12 protein-coding genes are annotated in these 16,464 nt (G+C 67.9%); 3 read left to right on the forward strand and 9 right to left on the reverse strand.

The window, feature by feature from the left end:
- Nucleotides 1-514: 514 nt before the first annotated feature.
- Complete coding sequence (locus ACFYW7_RS26105) at nucleotides 515-904, reverse strand: transposase (protein WP_389506480.1); 390 nt, start codon at nucleotides 902-904, stop codon at nucleotides 515-517.
- 212 nt (nucleotides 905-1,116) lie between these two features.
- Between ACFYW7_RS26105 and ACFYW7_RS26110 the strand changes: the two genes are divergently transcribed.
- Entirely contained in the window at nucleotides 1,117-2,355 is a 1,239-nt protein-coding gene (locus tag ACFYW7_RS26110; RefSeq protein WP_389507219.1) for an IS701 family transposase, read from the forward strand.
- A 24-nt stretch (nucleotides 2,356-2,379) separates the two neighbouring features.
- On the opposite strand, the gene ACFYW7_RS26115 is transcribed toward ACFYW7_RS26110, so the two are convergent.
- The 8 genes from ACFYW7_RS26115 to ACFYW7_RS26150 all read right to left on the reverse strand — a co-directional run bounded on the left by ACFYW7_RS26115 (nucleotide 2,380) and on the right by ACFYW7_RS26150 (nucleotide 13,574).
- Entirely contained in the window at nucleotides 2,380-2,823 is a 444-nt protein-coding gene (locus tag ACFYW7_RS26115) for a VOC family protein (RefSeq protein WP_328446075.1), read from the reverse strand.
- Nucleotides 2,824-2,892: 69 nt separating this feature from the next.
- Entirely contained in the window at nucleotides 2,893-3,288 is a 396-nt protein-coding gene (locus ACFYW7_RS26120; protein ID WP_389507221.1) for a helix-turn-helix transcriptional regulator, read from the reverse strand.
- Nucleotides 3,289-3,719: 431 nt separating this feature from the next.
- Complete coding sequence (gene sbnA, locus ACFYW7_RS26125) at nucleotides 3,720-4,727, reverse strand: 2,3-diaminopropionate biosynthesis protein SbnA (protein WP_389506483.1); 1,008 nt, start codon at nucleotides 4,725-4,727, stop codon at nucleotides 3,720-3,722.
- 92 nt (nucleotides 4,728-4,819) lie between these two features.
- Nucleotides 4,820-5,890 (reverse strand): 2,3-diaminopropionate biosynthesis protein SbnB, encoded by a 1,071-nt coding sequence (sbnB, locus tag ACFYW7_RS26130; RefSeq protein ID WP_389506485.1) that lies wholly within the window; start codon nucleotides 5,888-5,890, stop codon nucleotides 4,820-4,822.
- Nucleotides 5,887-6,894, reverse strand: a complete 1,008-nt coding sequence (locus ACFYW7_RS26135; protein WP_389506487.1) for a TauD/TfdA family dioxygenase — start codon at nucleotides 6,892-6,894, stop codon at nucleotides 5,887-5,889. Before ACFYW7_RS26135 ends, sbnB begins: the two co-directional genes overlap by 4 nt.
- 8 nt (nucleotides 6,895-6,902) lie before the next feature.
- Nucleotides 6,903-9,392, reverse strand: a complete 2,490-nt coding sequence (locus tag ACFYW7_RS26140) for an amino acid adenylation domain-containing protein (protein ID WP_389506489.1) — start codon at nucleotides 9,390-9,392, stop codon at nucleotides 6,903-6,905.
- On the reverse strand, nucleotides 9,389-11,899 hold the full coding sequence (locus ACFYW7_RS26145; RefSeq protein ID WP_389506491.1) for a Pls/PosA family non-ribosomal peptide synthetase: 2,511 nt from the start codon (nucleotides 11,897-11,899) through the stop codon (nucleotides 9,389-9,391). The genes ACFYW7_RS26140 and ACFYW7_RS26145 overlap by 4 nt, the downstream gene beginning before the upstream one ends.
- 616 nt (nucleotides 11,900-12,515) lie before the next feature.
- The gene (locus ACFYW7_RS26150; RefSeq protein WP_389506493.1) at nucleotides 12,516-13,574 is read right to left on the reverse strand and encodes a PucR family transcriptional regulator; all 1,059 of its coding nucleotides are present in this window, start codon (nucleotides 13,572-13,574) and stop codon (nucleotides 12,516-12,518) included.
- Between the two features lie 235 nt (nucleotides 13,575-13,809).
- Between ACFYW7_RS26150 and ACFYW7_RS26155 the strand changes: the two genes are divergently transcribed.
- Complete coding sequence (locus tag ACFYW7_RS26155; protein ID WP_389506495.1) at nucleotides 13,810-14,250, forward strand: hypothetical protein; 441 nt, start codon at nucleotides 13,810-13,812, stop codon at nucleotides 14,248-14,250.
- A gap of 104 nt (nucleotides 14,251-14,354) precedes the next feature.
- Nucleotides 14,355-16,388, forward strand: coding sequence for an SPFH domain-containing protein (locus ACFYW7_RS26160; RefSeq protein ID WP_389506497.1), 2,034 nt, complete (start codon nucleotides 14,355-14,357; stop codon nucleotides 16,386-16,388).
- The last annotated feature ends 76 nt before the right edge of the window (nucleotides 16,389-16,464 follow it).

Raw genomic sequence — 16,464 nt, forward strand, 5'->3', positions numbered from 1 at the left:
CTCAGGGTTGTTGCGTGGCAGGTGACCGGGCTGAGAGATCGAGCCCGGCCTGGGCGCTCAGCCGCCGTGGGCATGGGCAAGGTGCTGCGCCTGGGCGCGGCGCGTGTTCGTCCCGGCAGATTCTTCGTCTGCTGGTGGTACATCGCGTACGTAGCCCTGAGGAGGTCACTGGGGCTGTGGCGTGGCGAATTCGGGGGTGAATTCTGCGAGGGCCTGCCCCTCCGGGGCTCTCAAGCGTACGAGGAGTGCCCCCGGGGACCTGGACAGGGCTCGAGTTTGGGAGGCACACAAGCCTCAGAAAGTGCCCCCGAGATCCCCGGTACGGGGTGCTGCGCTGCTGTGAGCACGGGGACGAGTGGTCATGAGGCTGGCCCATAGCCGCCGTCGACCCCGCACACGAGACCGCCAGCCTTCGCTTCATGTGACCCGGCATGAATGTGTCGGCTGATCGTTGAGGCATCCTCTGCCGGTTCGTTCCGCGGCACGGGTGACGCCTGACCGTGCCCGTACCGATCTACGGCAGGAGTCCGTACCGCTTGAAGAGGCGGCGGAGGAGGAAGGCGGGGGTCAGGGTGGCGGCCGAGTGCTGGTGGGCGCGGACGACGGTGGAGTCGATCTGGACGAGCCAGTCGATGTCGCCGACAGCGTCCGCGCCGGCCTGGATCTGCTGGAGTGCCTGGGCGAACACGCCGTCCAACGCGTAGCGGCGAAAGCGGGTGCAGACCCTCTGCCACGGCCCGTGACGTTCCGGCAGGTCACGCCAGGAGACCCCGGTCCGGATCTTGTGGACCATCCCGTTGACGACCTGCCGGTCGGCCACGCGCGGCCGCCCTGTGGCGGCCCGCGGTATCAGCGGAGTGAGCAACTCCCACTCATGGTCGGTGAGTTCATGACGACGTATCACCCCACCATGATCCACCACCCGATGATCTTCGAAGGCGGACCCTGGATCGTGCCTGGTAATCCAGCTGTAGATCGTGATCTTGCTGGTTGGGCCGGTGCGGAGACAGGTGCGGCCACCGTTGATCATCGTGAGTTGTGTGGACTTACGAAGAGACGGTGGCCGCAGGTCACAACATAGATCCCGCGCGTTGGCGCGAGGTATTCGATGGCCTGTTGGGGCGGATCGCGGGCCGGTTTGAGCGGGTTGAGTCCCGGCGCCGGGCCGGGCGGCTGGTGCTCGGGTTGCTGTCGGACCTGCCGCGGAAGAACTGCTGGACGATCGCGGAGGGGGCTGGCGAGGCCAGCCCGCACGGCATGCAACACCTGCTGTGCCGGGCAGCCTGGGACGCCGACGCCGACGCCGACGCCGTCCGTGACGACATGCGCGAATACGTGGTCGAGCACCTCCGCGACGACGCCGCGGTGCTGGTCGTCGACGAGACCGGGGACGTGAAGAAGGGGACGCACACTGTCGGTGTCCAGCGCCAGTACACCAGTACGGCCGGGAGGATCGAGAACTCCCAGGTCGCGGTCTACCTCGTTTACACAGGCGCCCGGGGGCACGCGGCGGTGTACATCCCGCGTTCGTGGACGTGCGACCCAGATCGCTGCCGGGCAGCGGGGCTCGGCGAGGACACCATTTTCGCGACCAAGCCGGAACTGGCCCGGGTGATGATCGAACGGTTCCTGAACGCCGGACACCGCATCGGCCGGGTCACGGGGGACGAGGTCTACGGCGGCAATCCGAAACTGCGGGCGGCGCTGGAGGAACGCGGCATCGGCTACGTCCTCGCGGTGGCCTGCTCGGCTGAAGTGCCGACCGGCGCGGGCACGTTCCGTGCTGATGCCCTGGTGAAGAAGGTGCCCAGGCGGGCCTGGCAGAAGCTCTCGGCCGGACGTGGTGCGAAGGGGCATCGGTTCTACGGCTGGGCCGTCATCGACCTTGCCGAAGCGGCACCGGGTCACCACCAGCTGTTGATCCGCCGCAACCGCACCACCGGCGTGCTCGCCTTCCACCGCTGCCACTGCACCACGTCGGCATCCCTGGCGACCCTGGTCAAGGTCGCAGGTTCCCGATGGCGAGTGGAGGAGACCTTCCAAAGCGAGAAAGGGCTGGCCGGGCTCGATGAGCGCCAGGTCCGCCGCTACCCCTCCTGGGTCCGATGGGTCACCCTCGCCATGCTCGCCCATGCCTTTCTCGCCGTTGTCCGTGCCGACGAACAAACCCGCCGTCCGGGACCGGATGACCTGCTCCCGCTGACCTGTAACGAGATCCAGCGCCTGTTCATCACTGTCGCTGTCCGCCCCGGTCACGGCCCCGCTCACCGGCTCAGCCGGTCCACCTGGCGACGCCGCCACCAGTCACGATCACGAGCCAGTCATTACCGGCGACAAGCCGCATCGCAGACGTGAAGATCACGGTCTACGACTCAGGTATCAGCAGCTCCAGTCCTTGTCGAGATCGAGCTGCTCACGACGCTGTGTGAAGGAGAACCAGTTGCCGGAATCATCGCGGAAGATGGCCTCAGTCCCGTACGGCCGCTCCTGCGGTGCCTGCAGAAACTCCACACCGCGCGCCTTCATCGCCTGGTAGTCGGCATGGATGTCGTCGGTGGCGAATACACCCGCCCCCAGCACACCCTTGGCGATCAGCTTCTTCAACTCTTCGGCGGACTCCGGATCGAGCGCAGGTGGCCCTGGGACCATCAGTGTGATCTCAAGATCCGGCTGGTCCTTGGCGCCGACGGTGAGCCAGCGCATCCCCGCCTCGCCCATCGTCATGTCGGTACGAATCTCGAGCCCCAGTTGCTCGGTGTAGAACGCCTTGGCCCGCTCGTGGTCGAGGACCCAGACGTTGGCGATGGACAATCCCTTGATCACGGCTGACTCCCTGTGCTCGACGGAGCGCTGCTCGCCCACGCCCTGCAGCCCACCGTAGTTACCGCTGCCTCACCCGGCTTCTCCAGAATTGCGCTCTTCGGCGCTGCGCTTCAGCAGTCCCTTGAAACTCCCGTGCCAGAGCAGCGCATAGCACCCGGGGATCAGCGCCGACCCCTGCCCGACATGCCGGGCGCGGTACTCACTCGGCGTGAGGCCGGTGTGCTTCTTGAAGCTGGAGGAGAACGTTCCCAGGCTGGTGAAGCCGACCAGCGTGCAGATCTCGGTGACCGACAGGTCGGCAGTGCGCAGCAGCTCCTCCGCACGCTCGATGCGGCGGTGGCTCAGATACTGCCCGGGTGTCTGCCCGTACGCGGCCCGGAAGACGCGGACGAAGTGATAGCGCGAGTACCCAGCGTGCGCGGCGACCACGTCCAGGTCTATGGGCTCGGCCCAATCGCGGTCCATGGCGTCCTTGGCCAGACGTAGCCGCCGCAACTGCGAGAGCTGGGCATCGTGCGTCAAGGCCGGAGTGCTGCTCACGCCTCGATGGTGACACACCGACCGCCTCGAACGGGTCGGTCCCTCGCGCCGGCCACCGGCACCGGCCACGACCGCGTCTCTCCCACCCCCGGAAAACAGCCTCTCCATAAGGAAGTTGCTATCCACCACGAGATCACGATCAAGTACGGCTACGCGGCGCCACCACCGACTACGGGCCAGACCCGAACGCCTTACAGTCCCGCCGACTGCGCTGTGGGAAAGCAGGCGCAAGAGGGTTGGACGCAAAAGGTGCGTCGGTCACCCGCCCGCGAGCCGAACTGTGCCTCGTCGTTGCGGATGGCGAACGCCCCCTCAGGGGAGAAGGCTTTCGTCTGAGGGGGTGCTTGCCGTCCGCTTCATCGGCTCGGCTCGGGGCGGCAGGCCGCGGAGTTCGCCAGAGCGAGCTGGGCGTCGTCGACGATATCTGTGCCGTACAGGTCCTGCACCCAGTTGTCCTGGTAGATGGTGTCGAGGTATCGCTCCCCGAGGTCCGGGGCGACGGCCACCGAGGTGAGTGCTTTCGCCCCGTGGTCCGTCAGCCAGCCGATCGCGCCGCTCACCACGGTGCCGGTGGAGCCGCCGAAGAGGAAGCCCTGTCTGGCCAGGCGCCGGCAGGCGCGGATGGTGTCGGCCTCCTCGACCCGCACGACCTCGTCGACGTAGGACTCGTCCAGGAGCGGCGGACGCATGCTCATGCCCAGCCCCGGGATCATCCGCCGGCCGGGGGCACCCCCGAACGCGACGGAGCCCGCGCTGTCCACGGCGACGATCCGCACCGGGCGATGCCAGGACCGGAAATAGCGTGCGCACCCCATCAACGTTCCGGTGGTCCCCGCACCCACGAACAGGACGTCCAGTTCGGGGAACGAGTGGGCGATCTCCGGGGCCGTCGTGCGGTAGTGCGCCTTCCAGTTGGCCTGGTTGGTGTACTGGCTCAGCCACACGCACCGGTCGTCGGTGGCGCACATCTGCCGCACGTGGTCCAGTCGAGCGCCGAGGAAGCCGCCGTTGGCCTCTTGGCCGACCACGACGTGCACCTCGCTGCCCAGCGCCTCCATCATCAGTCGCGTCGTCAGGTTGCAGCGTGAGTCCGTCACGCAGACGAAGCGGTATCCCTTGCTCGCCGCGATCATGCTCAGTGCCACGCCGAGGTTGCCGGACGAGGACTCCACGAGAATGGAATCGACCGTCAGGGTTCCGTCGCGTTCGGCCGCGGCCACCATCTCGGCGGCTGCCTTGAGTTTGATCGAGCCTGCGAAATTGAACCCCTCGCACTTGAGAAGCAGCGAGTGCCCGAAGATCGACTCCACGTCGACATAGAGCTCCTCTTCATTGAAGGCTTGAGGAACGGATATGACCGACATGACGAACTCCTCTGCGATGTGGTGCTAGGTGCGCTTGCTGGCAGTGGCCCTGGTGAGGTGTTTCTGGTGCCGTACTGACGGGCCTGCTTGTGTCATCCGTAGCGGCGTCGTTCGTGGAAGAAGTCGTCGACGGTTTGCAGTTCGCCCGAGCGGGCCACCTGGTCGTAGACGTAGCTTCCGACCGCGAGATCGAGCACGCCGAGGCCGAACGGTGAGAACACCGCGGGCCGGTCTGCCGGCACGTCCACCCGGCCCGCCATCACGTCGTCCAGCGTGCCGTGTACGAAGTCCCTGTTTCCCGTGAGCTGTTCGGTCAGATGGGGTGAGGTGGCAGCCCTGAGGCAGTGCTCGACGTCGTCCACGATGTTGGTCGACGCCAGCAGGACCTGGGGGGCGAGATCCCGCAGCGACACGTGCAGCACCACGGGGTTGTGGTCGAACCACTCCGGATCGCTGACATGCGGCTCTCCGGCCACGGTCGCGAAGACCACCAGATCGCTGGTGCGGACCAGTTCCTCGGGCCCCTGGTGCACTGTGACGCGGGCGGCGTTGCTGGACTGCTCCGCGTACATGCGGAATCCGGCGGCGCTGTCGAGTGAGAGGTCGTACACCCCGATGTCGTCGAACGACCAGCCGGAGCCTTGGAGGAACGTGTGAACGTACCGGGCGATCAGTCCCGTTCCGAAGAACCCGATGCGTGTGGGCCGCGGCCGGTCACGGCTGAGCCGGTCGGCGGCCGATGCCGCGGATGCGGCCGTGCGGGTAGCGCTGATGATGGAGCTCTCCATGCAGGCGAACGGGTATCCGGTGCTGGGGTCGTTGAGGATCAGAACGGCAGACGCTCGCGGTATGCCGGACCGCACGTTCTCCGGGAAGCTGGAGATCCACTTCATTCCGTCCACCGGCGCCTCACCACCGAGCGAAGCGGGCAGGGCGATCATCCGGGCGGTGGGGCGGTCCGGGAAGCGGAGGAACGAGGAGGGAGGGTTCACCGTTCTGCCTGCTCCGTGCAGCCGATAGGTGGCCTCGACCAGCTCCACGATCTCTTTCTCACGACCGTCGAGGGCGCGCTGGACCTGGCTGCCGGGGATCACCGCGAATGGCGGCACGATGATCTCGCTGGAGCCGTGGGCGAGCGTCGACCGGGCATGTCCGGCGTTCATCGCAGCCCCACTTCGAGCGTCGGAGAGGAGGTTTCGAGCCGTGTCGGGGAGGCCATCGCGACGACCACGTCGCGGGGTCCCTCGTAGGCTTCCCGGCTGTGTGCGGTGCGCACGTTGTCGACGGCGAGCAGGTCACCGCTCCGCCACGGGCTGCGTACGGTGTGGTCCTCGTAGACCTCGTTGATGAGCCGGACGACCTCTTCGTCGAGCGGCTCGCCGTCGCCGTACCGCGTGTTGAAGGGCAGAGCGTCGGCCCCGTACTCGTCGACCAGGTACTCCCGCACTTCGGGTGCGAGCGTCCACTCGTTCAGGAAGGCGATCTGGTTGAACCAGCAGCGCCGTCCGCTGACCGGGTGGCGCACCACGGCACTGCGGCGCTGGGCGGTGCGCAGGCTGCCGTCCGGCTGCCAGGCGCAGGTGATGGCGTGGGCGCGGCAGTAGCTCTCCACGGCATCCCGGTCGGCGGTGCCGAAGGCCTCGGTCAGCGTGGCCCCGATCTCGTCGTTGTAGTTACGGGTGAGCAGCCATCCTTCTCGCTCGAACCGGTCGGTCAGGCCTCTGGGCAGCGCGTCGAGAACAGCCGCGGCGTCGGCGAGGCCGGTGGCTCCGCCGGAGGTGGGCTCGGCGAGGCACGCGAAGAGCATCAGGCCGGGGAAATCGAGTGTGTAACTCAGCTCGTGGTGCATGCACATCGGCTGGTTGGGCGGCCAGGGGGAGGCGGAGTGCACACCGGGGGCGTAGGCCGTTCGCTGTGCGAAGGTCTCCTTCTCCTTCATCGGCTCGACGGCCAGCTGTTCAAGGACCGCCACCACGTCTGCCGTGGCGCCCAACTCCAGCCCGCGGATCATGACCGCGCCGTGCTCGACGAGCGCGGCACCGAGGCCTTCGCGGGCTTTGGCCGCCCAGCCGGCCTGGTCTCGGGTGCCCTGGACCCGCAGCATTGCGGGCCGGCCGGGCTCCCGTTCCAGGGCGAGCGGTGAGGTGGTCAATTCGATGGAAGACATGTCGCTCCTTACGGTTGCGATCGGCTCACGGTGCGGCGGTCGACCAGCGCGGCCAGGTCGGTGAGTACCGGGTGACGGATGAGGTCTTTGAGCGTGACCTCCCGGTCCAGGGAGATCGCCACCCTGACGGCCGACAGTGATGTCCCGCCGCGGTTGAAGAAGTCGTCCTGCCTGCCCACATGGCCGCGCGGGACACCGAGCACCTCGGCCCAGACCGAGGCCAGACGCCGCTCCGTGGGAGTGCGGGGTACGTCGTCCCCGTGCTCTTGGCCCGGGTCGGACTCCGTGGCAAGTGCGCTCAGTCGCGCTCGGTCGATCTTCCCGTTGGCGGTGAGCGGCAGGGCCTCCTGCCGGCTGAAGGCGGACGGAACCATGTAGGCGGGCAGGATGCGCCCCAGCCGCTCCTGGAGGGTGACGGTCTTCAGCGGGTGTCCGGAACTGTAGAAGGCGAGCAGATGCCGGCCGCGTCCTGCCTCCTCAGCAACGGTCACCGCTGCGTCGTGCACACCAGGTACGCGCAGCAGCGCTTCTTCGATCTCGCCGATCTCGATCCGGAAGCCGCGGACCTTGACCTGGTTGTCCCGGCGGCCCAGGAACTCCAACTGACCGTCGGGCAGCCAGCGTCCGTAGTCGCCGCCCAGGTGGAGCCGCTCGCCCGGCCGGTGGGGGTCCGGAAGGAAGGACGCCCGGGTACGTTCGGGATCATTGATGTATCCGCGGCCGACGCAGATCCCCGAGAAGGCGATCGCGCCGGGGGCGCCCAGCGGCACGGGGGCGAGGTGTTCGTCGACGAGGTAGACGCGCACGTTGTTGACCGGACGGCCGAGCGGCACCTGGTCGCTGTCCGGAACGCGGTCCATGACTGCGTGGTTGGTGTCGTCCGACGTCTCGGTCAGCCCGTAGGCATTGACCAGCCGGACGCCGGGCCGGGCCGTGAACCAGCGCTTGACGAGATCCTTCCTGACCGCTTCGCCGGTGACCGACACGCAGCGCAGATCGGGTAGTTCGCGCGGGTGACGTTCCAGGAAGGACAGCACCACGTCGAGATACGAGGGCACCATCTGGAGCACGCCGACTCGGCCGGCGGCAAGTGTGTCGAGGAACCGCCGGACGTCCAGGACGGCGTCCTGGACGACCAGCAGAGTACGGCCGCCCACCAGCAGCGCGGACAGCAGTTGCCACAGGGAGATGTCGAAGCACTGGGGCGCTGTCTGGGCGACCACGTCGCCCTCACCGATCCCCAGGTCGTCGATCTTCGCGTACAGATGGTTGAGCAGCCCGGCATGCTCGCACATCGCACCCTTGGGTTCGCCGGTGGAGCCGGAGGTGAAGAAGACGTATGCGAGATCGCCGGACGCGACGCCGACGCCGGGGTCGGCGTCGTCGCCGCTCTCCTCGCAGAGTCGGTCGATGAGCAGTGTCCGGGTTCCCGGCAGGCACTTCACGGCCTCGTCGAGAGTGGCGGTGCTGCCGGATTCGGCTAGTACCAGGCCGCATCCGGCGCGGGTCAGCATGCCGGCGGTGCGTCGGGCCGGGAAGCGGGGCTCGACGGGCAGGTAGGCGCCGCCGGCCTTGAGGACCCCGAGGACGCCGGCGATCCACTCCAGGTTCCGCTCGGTCACCACGGCGACGACGTCCTGACGGCCCAGCCCGGCATCCAGCAAGGCATGTGCGATGCGATTGGCGCGGCTGTTGAGTTCCCGGTAGGTCCACAGCCGGTCGCCCTGTACGGCTGCGACGGCATCCGGGTGCGTACGCACCCGTTGTTCGAACACTTCGTGACAGCGCAGGTCGGGCAGGTCACGGCGGGGTCCTGCGAGACCGTCGAGCTGGTGGTGGAGTTCCTCCTGAGACAACAGGCTCTGCTGTCCGTGCGGCGCGTCCGGATCGGCCGTGATCAACCTGAGTGCGGTGAGGTGGTAGCCGACGATTCTGGTGGCGCATGCCTCGTCGACGGCGTCGGTCCTGTACCGCAGCCGGATGACGGACCGGCCGCTGTGCCGTGTGATGGCCACATGGAGCACGGTGTCCTGTACGGGTTCACCGTCGCCGGTCGGATCGAACACCGTCTCAAGAACGACGGTGGGCAGGCCCAGCTCTCGTCGGAGAGCTTCCACCGGAAAGTCCTGATGGGCCAGCAACTCCGACTCGGTGGCGTGTGCGTGCAGGAGCAGGCTCCGCCACGAGGCGGTACCGGTCGTCAGGCGGCAGAGCAGCGGAGCCGTGTGCGCGAGGGCGACATAGCCCGTCGTGACGGCGGATTCACCGGACAGGGCGGCGAGCACCTTGGCGTGGGCCGCCAGCATCAACGAGGTGGGGGAAACACCCGCCGACGTCGCCAAGCGGCCCAACTCCGCTACGAGAGGCTCAGGGAGGTCCGCCTGGACCACCGCGGTGCCGGGCGTCGGGGTCCGTGCCCATCGGGGCACCGAGGTGGAACCACCCGCGAAGAGCACATCGCGCCAGTACTCCGCGCCGGACCGTGCGGGGGTGTTCATCGTGCCGCCTCCGTTTCCGGGGCGCTGCCCGGTCGGATCTCGTGAGCCGGATTCCCGCCCCACGAGGCGTTCCGCGGGACGGTTTCGCCCTTCATCAGGAAGGAGTCCGGTGCGAGCACGGCGCCGTCACCCATGGTCACGCCGTAGTGCACGAACGCACCGACCCCGAGAGTGCAGCGGGAACCGACCGTGGAACGGTCGGACTTGAAGGCGCCGTCCTCCTGTGAGTGGCACTGGACGACACTGCCCGCATTGAGGGTGGCGTCGTCCCCGATGGTGACCATCGTGCGCTCGGTCAGGTAGCAGCCGTCGTCGAAGACCCTGCGGCCGATCCGGACGCCCAGCAGGCGCCAGATCACATTCTTGAAGGGGGTCCCGTTGAAGACCTGGAGGTACGTCTCCGACGGCACCTTCCAGAAGCGCTCACGCCGCCAGAAGCGGCGGTCGTAGATCGAGCAGAACAAGGGGCCCGGCGGGTGGAAGGTCGTGATCGCACGTTCCACGAGGACGAAGTACACGGCGCTGACGACCACGACGAGGACGTTGCCCAGCGCGATGGCCTCGGCGCCGATCGAGGTGTAGAGCTCTGCGGCTCCCGATACGACCATCGTGATGACGAAGGCGTACAACCACCGCACCAGCAGGTACAGCATCATGGACGCGGCATTGTGCCGGTTCTTGGCGACGAGGCCACTGCGCTGCGTCTCGCCCCGGTTCATGAGGTCGAAGCTGCTGTCGCGCCGGACCGAGCGGGGAATCTCGAAGCTGGGCGAGCCCAGGAGACCGACGTCCTCCCGGATCCTCCCGTCGACCGGGACCATGACCTTGGTCGCCAGCAGACAGTTGTCCCCCGTCCTGCCCCGCGAGGGGTAGGCGATCCTGTTGCCCAGGAAGTTGCGCGCCCCGATGGCGGCACGGGACACCCGAAAGGACGTGCTGGAGAACTCGGCGTTGTTGATCGACAGCCCGTCGGCGACCATCGTTCCCGTCCCGACCGAACTCAGGTAGGGCGTCTCGTGCTTGACCTCGGTCCCGAAGTTCGACCCGGTCTGCTCCACCCGCGAGAGGTCGTAACCGAGCAGACGGAGATAGGGCACGATGCCGGAGCTGTCCCCGAACAGCCTTGTCAGGAACCGTCGGTTCGTCAGGAGCGTGATCGCGCGATGCACTCCGTAGTGGAAGCCGTAGAGCGGATAGGTCCGGTCCGGCTCGATCGTGCGAGCCAGGAGCCGGGGAACGGTGGCGAGCAGGAGGAATCCCAGCGGCGTGATCACGAAGAGCAGGACGAATGAGACCGCCAGGGCATCGCGGTAGAAGACCCAGGTCGTGAGAACCGTGGGTCCTGGCTCCAAAACGGCCGAGAGCTGGGGCGCTTCGGCAAGCAGGACGCCGATACCGCCGACCGACAGCGGCAGATACACCAGGAGCGCGCTCAGCAACTGGGTGACGCTGTGGACCGACCTGCGCAGGGCACCGCAGGCAGCCGGCCCCACCACCTCGTACTCCACCTCGGCGCGCTGCGCGGGTGACCCGTGCCAATGTTCACCGGCAGGCACCGCCTGACCGCTGTGCAGAGCGGACGCATGGGCCAGCCGGGCGCCGTCACCCAGCGACGTCTCGATGTCGAGCACCGATGCCTCGGCGACGACCGTGTCCTTCCCCAGGGTCACCGTGCCGGTCTCGATCAGGCCGTCACGGGCGCGGTAGCAGGGGAAGAAAGAGTCCTTGCGGATGACCGCGGAATCCCCGATGGCGAGCAGGTCGGTACAGAGCGGAACGTGGCGGGAGAAGACCGCGACGCCTGATCCGATGTTCGCGCCCAGCGCCTTGAGATAGAGCGTGTAGAGCGGAGACCCGACGAACAGGACCAGCGGATCCGAACGGACAAGTGTCTTGACGATCCAGAGTCGGAAGTAAGCCAGGCTCCAGATCCGTATCTGCTGGGGCTGCCAGCGTCCGATGAGGACCCACTTCACCGCGACGGGCAGAGCGGACAGTCCAAGGAAGACCGCGACACCGAAGAGTACGGAGCGGAGGTATGCATCGAGCAACCCGGATGCTTGGGAGATCCACTCGTAGCCTCGGACGCTGACGAACGCGATGAGGCCCGAGTAAGAGATGAAAACCAGGAGCTGTAGTGTCCCGCACACCACGTATCTGGCCTTTCCCAAGACAGGTGCCATAGGGCGGGTGGACGGAACGGGGCTCGGCGGTTCCGGGAGAGTGGCGGGAACGGGTTCAGCCAGCGCGAGCGCCAAGGCACCGATGGAGGGGTGCGCGTACACGTCTTTCATCGACACCCGCCCGAGGTCTGCCTGCTTCCGGACGCGAGCGCAGAAGTGAGCCATGACCAGGGAGTCGGCACCCAGGTCGTTGAAGAAGTGACTGTCGGACACCACCTCGTCGAGGTGCAGCACGTCGGCGAGCACCTGCGCCAGCGCGTCCACGGCGCCTGCGGCGGGGGTACCAGGTGCAACGCGCTCGACAACCTGAGGGCTCGGGGACATGGTGGCAACCTGCTTTCCCGTCATGGGTACTTCCGGGGAGAAAACGACCTCAGCGCCCCGGTCTCCGCCGGGTCGAGGCATTGCCGCCCGCGCGGCCGGGACCGGGCCGGGCGAAGGAACGGCGCGTGGCGCGTTGAGCGCGGACCGTAAGTTGTCCGTGGTCGGGCTTTGACTCGGGCCGCATCGATCGGGTCTTACTCGGCCGTTCACTGAGGTATTCGAGGCCGACCGGGGGCATGGATTACCTCGGTGAGTAGAAATATGACTTTTCGCCCCCTGGTCACCTGATGGGACTCGTGGCCGGACACAGTCGCGGCTACACAACGCTGCTCTCTCCGTCGGCCGGCTCGCCGCATGAACGCTGTGCACTGCCGTCCTATGGGCGACGACATCATGGCCCGAAATCGCGTACCGGAAACCGATGGCTGCCGCAGCGTCGGCGGTCTGCTGCCGGACTTCGGTACGGCGGTAGTGCAACAGTTTCGATGACCGAGTACAGCGGGTCATGGCCGCGCAGACGACTTCCCGTCGTCGGGAATCCGGGCGAGCAGGGCAGTACTCTTGCGACGGGCTGAGGTTACCGTTACCCGAAAATGCGGATCCGGCGTTCGGGTGGTCACAGAGCGGTGGCGGGCCAGTCCAGCAGCCGTGCCCCGATGACCGCGGTCTGGAGCATGTAGCGGTGGGCCGGGTCGGCCGGGTTGGCGCCGGTGAGCTTGTGGATGCGTTCCAGGCGGTAGGTCAGGGCGCGCACGCTCAGGCTCAGGCGGCGGGCGGCCTCGGCTGCGACGCAGCCGCAGTCGAAGTACGCGGTGAGGGTGTCCAGGAGCGGCTGGGCGCCGCCGCGGCTTGTGGTGAGCGGTCCGAGGGTGTCGAGGACGAGGTCGGCCATGGCCTGGCGATCCCGGGTCAGGACCGGGTAGACCAAGAGGTCGGCGGCACGCAGGACCGGATCCTCGAGGCCCAGGCGTTCCCCCAGTTCGAGGGCGTTGAGCGCTTCCTCATAGGAATGGACGACGCCACCGGGGCCGGGCCGGGGGCGGCCGATGGCGACGCGCCCTCCTTCCGTGGCGGCGTAGGCCTGCTTGGCGAAGTAGGCGAGAACGTCGTCCTGATGGCCGGGCGCGACGCACAGCAAGCGCCCGTCCTTGGTGGTGATCAGGACGTCGCGGTCGCCGAACCGGCCGATGAGCGCCCGTTCGACCTGCCGCAGCACCGGGTCGCTCTCGTCGTACGCGGCCGGGCCCTGGGCGACGGCGACCGCGTGTGCGTGCGAGAGGCGCAGTCCGAAGCGTTCGGCGCGTTCTGCGAGGCGGCCCAGGTCACTGCGGCCGTAGAGGAGGTCGTCGATGAACTCGCGGCGCGCGGCCTCCTCCTGACGTACGGCGTGGTGCTGGGCGCGTTCGTAGCCCTCGGCGAAGGCGTCTATCACCTGCTGCACGGCGCCGAGCGCGGTGTCGGTGGAACCGAGTGAGTGGGGCCAGGCGGAGCGCGCGGCGGTCAGGTGCTCGCTGACGAGGGTGCGCAAGCCGTGTCCGGCTTCCGCTGCCTGCTCACCCAGGGCGCGCCGGGACTCGATCTCCTCGCGCGTGAGGCGCCGGCCGGTGGCCGAGACGTCGGCCAGGATCTCGGCGTAGCCGTGCAGATAGTGCACGGGATGCTCGCGGTCGGTCACGTCGTCCCCCGAATCTTGACGCGCCGGTGACGATTTCTTGGCGGCCCACCGGCATGCAGACCCTAGTGAACATTGCCGGGAATCGGCAATGCGGGTGCGTGCCCCGGCCGTGCACCATGACGTGCGGGGAGCACTGCGAAGGTTCTGGTGCCGGACACCGGCAGGTGGTGCCCGGCCCAGAACCTGGAGGGGAGCAGTGCGCCGTCGGGGTGTGCCGTGCGGGGGAAGGGGGCCGATGATGCGGACGTTCGTCGAGGCCGCCACGGGTCTGACCGGCATCCTTTTCACCGCCGCCCTGGTCGTGGCCGTGTGCTTCTGGCTGTTGGTCGCCGTCGGCGCCGTGACCATGGACAGCTTCGACGCTGACGCCGACCTCGATGCCTGGAGCATGGGCGGGGTGCCGGTGACGGTCGCGCTGTCGCTGCTGGCGGTGCTCGCCTGGCTCCTCAACGTCGCCGCGACCGCCCTGCTCTCCGCCGTGCTCTCCGCCGTGCTCTCCGCCCATGCGCCATCAGGGACCGCCACCGGTGTTCTGCATCTGCTGGCGCCGGCAGGCTCACTGCTCGCCGCCTGGCGGCTGACCTGCCTGTTCGTACGGCCTTTGCGCCGACATTTCCCAGGGGAACCCGGTCCGCTCGCGGACCATCGCAAGCATCGACGGCGAATGCACCGGTGAGCCGCTCGCGGCACGTGACCGTGCCGCGAGCGCCCACCTCCGGCGGGATCTGTCCCGCCTCCCACGTCACGTTTCAACTCCCTTACGCCTCAAGGACTTATGCCATGGTTGCCATCGGCGTGCTCGCCGCCGCCCTGCTGCTCGTCGCCCTCGTGCTGTTGCTGGCCTTTTCCCGGCTCTTCCGCAAGGTGGAGCAGGGCAAGGCGCTGATCGTCTCCCAGACCCGGAGGGTGGACGTCACTTTCACCGGGCAGATCGTGCTGCCGGTGCTGCACAAGGCCGAGGTCATGGACATCTCGGTGAAGACGATCGAGATCACGCGCACCGGACGTGAAGGGCTCATCTGCCGGGACAACATCCGCGCGGACATCCGGATCTCGTTCTTCGTCCGGGTCAACAAGACGGTCGAGGACGTCATCAAGGTCGCTCAGGCCGTCGGCACCGCGCGGGCCAGCGACCGGGACACGTTGCAGGAGCTGTTCCACGCGAAGTTCTCCGAGGCGCTGAAGACCGTCGGCAAGCAGATGGACTTCACCGACCTGTACACCAAGCGCGAGGAACTGCGTTACCAGATCATCGAGTTGATCGGCGTCGACCTCAACGGGTATCACCTGGAGGACGCGGCGATCGACTACCTCGAGCAGACGCCGCTGACCCAGCTCGACCCCGCGAACGTCCTCGACGCCCAGGGCATCCGCAAGATCACCGAACTGACGGCCATCGAGCACGTCCGCACCAACGAGGCCCAGCGCAACGAGCAGAAGGAGATCACCCGGCAGGACGTCGACGCGCGGGAGGCGATCCTGGAACTGGAGCGCCGGCAGGCCGACGCGGAGATCAAGCAGAGGCGGGAGATCGACACCGTGCGGGCCCGCGAAGAGGCGGAGACGGCGCGGGTGGTGGAGGAGGAGCGGCTGCGCGCCCAGGGCGCGTTCCTGCGCACCGAGGAACAGTTGGGCGTCCAGCGGGAGAACCAGGCGCGCGAGGTCGCCGTCGCGGCCAAGAACCGTGAGCGTGTGATCGCCGTCGAGAACGAGCGCATCGAGAAGGACCGCCTCCTCGAGGTCATCGGGCGCGAACGGGAGACACAGCTGACACGGATCGCCGCCGAGAAGGAGATCGAGGCGGAGAAGCGGGAGATCGCCGAGGTCATCCGTGAGCGCGTCGCCGTGGACCGGACGGTCGCCGAGCAGGAGGAGTCCATCAAGAAGCTGCGTGCCGTGGAGGCGGCGGAGCGCGACCGCCAGACGGTGATCATCGCCGCCGAGGCCGAGGCGCAGGAGAAGCTGGTCAAGGACATCAAGGCCGCGGAGGCCGCCGAGCAGGCCGCGACGCACCGCGCCGCCGAGCAGCTCACGCTCGCGGAAGCGCAGTTGAAGTCGGCCGACCTGGAGTCCAAGGCCAAGCTGCGACTGGCCGAGGGCGTGCAGGCCGAGGCGGCGGCCGAAGGACTCGCGGCCGTCCAGGTCCGCGACAAGGAAGCCGAGGTCACCGAGAAGGCAGGCCGTGCCGAGGCCGTGGCCACGGAGGCCCGGCTGCGCGCCGAGGCCGAGGGCGCACAGGCCAAGGCGCTCGCGGAAGCCATGGCGATCGGCGAGAAGTTGAAGGCCGAAGCTGCCGGCCTCACCGAGAAGGCCGCCGCGATGGCCGCCCTCGACGACGCGTCCCGCGGCCACGAGGAATACCGCCTGCGCCTCCAGGCCGAGAAGGAGATCCGGCTCGCCGGGCTGGACGTCCAGCGGCAGATCGCCGAGGCCCAGGCCACCGTGCTCGCCACCGGGCTGGAGAACGCCGACATCGACATCGTCGGCGGTGAGTCGCTCTTCTTCGACCGGCTGATGTCCTCGATCGCGCTCGGCAAGGGAGTCGACGCCTTCGTCGAGAACTCACAGACGGCACAGGCGCTCGCCAAGCCGTGGCTGGACGGGACCTCGTCCTTCACCGACGACCTGAGCCGCGTCCTCGGCTCGGTCTCGACAGCCGACGTGCAGAACCTGACCGTCTCCGCCCTCCTGATGAAGCTCATGAAGTCGGACGGTGCTCCCGCCGGACCCGTGCAGCAGCTCCTGGACAAGGCGGGGGAGCTGGGCCTCGCGGACACCCCGCTCGCCGCGCTCAACGGCAGCGCGAGGGCCTGACGACCTGCGGGCGGGAGCTGCCCCACAGGGGAGGGCAGCTCCCGCCCGCACCTTTTTTTGAAGGGATCCACACACC

The organism is Streptomyces sp. NPDC002580, from assembly GCF_042889485.1.
In the GTDB taxonomy this organism is placed as follows: Bacteria; Actinomycetota; Actinomycetes; order Streptomycetales; family Streptomycetaceae; genus Streptomyces.

Coding starts and splice junctions, on each gene's coding strand:
- ACFYW7_RS26120 (WP_389507221.1), bottom strand. CDS start 3,288: ATGGACCGCGATTGGGCCGAGCCCATAGACCTGGACGTGGTCGCCGCG.
- sbnA (WP_389506483.1), bottom strand. CDS start 4,727: ATGTCGGTCATATCCGTTCCTCAAGCCTTCAATGAAGAGGAGCTCTAT.
- sbnB (WP_389506485.1), bottom strand. CDS start 5,890: ATGAACGCCGGACATGCCCGGTCGACGCTCGCCCACGGCTCCAGCGAG.
- ACFYW7_RS26135 (WP_389506487.1), bottom strand. CDS start 6,894: ATGTCTTCCATCGAATTGACCACCTCACCGCTCGCCCTGGAACGGGAG.
- ACFYW7_RS26140 (WP_389506489.1), bottom strand. CDS start 9,392: ATGAACACCCCCGCACGGTCCGGCGCGGAGTACTGGCGCGATGTGCTC.
- ACFYW7_RS26145 (WP_389506491.1), bottom strand. CDS start 11,899: ATGTCCCCGAGCCCTCAGGTTGTCGAGCGCGTTGCACCTGGTACCCCC.
- ACFYW7_RS26155 (WP_389506495.1), top strand. CDS start 13,810: ATGATGCGGACGTTCGTCGAGGCCGCCACGGGTCTGACCGGCATCCTT.
- ACFYW7_RS26160 (WP_389506497.1), top strand. CDS start 14,355: ATGGTTGCCATCGGCGTGCTCGCCGCCGCCCTGCTGCTCGTCGCCCTC.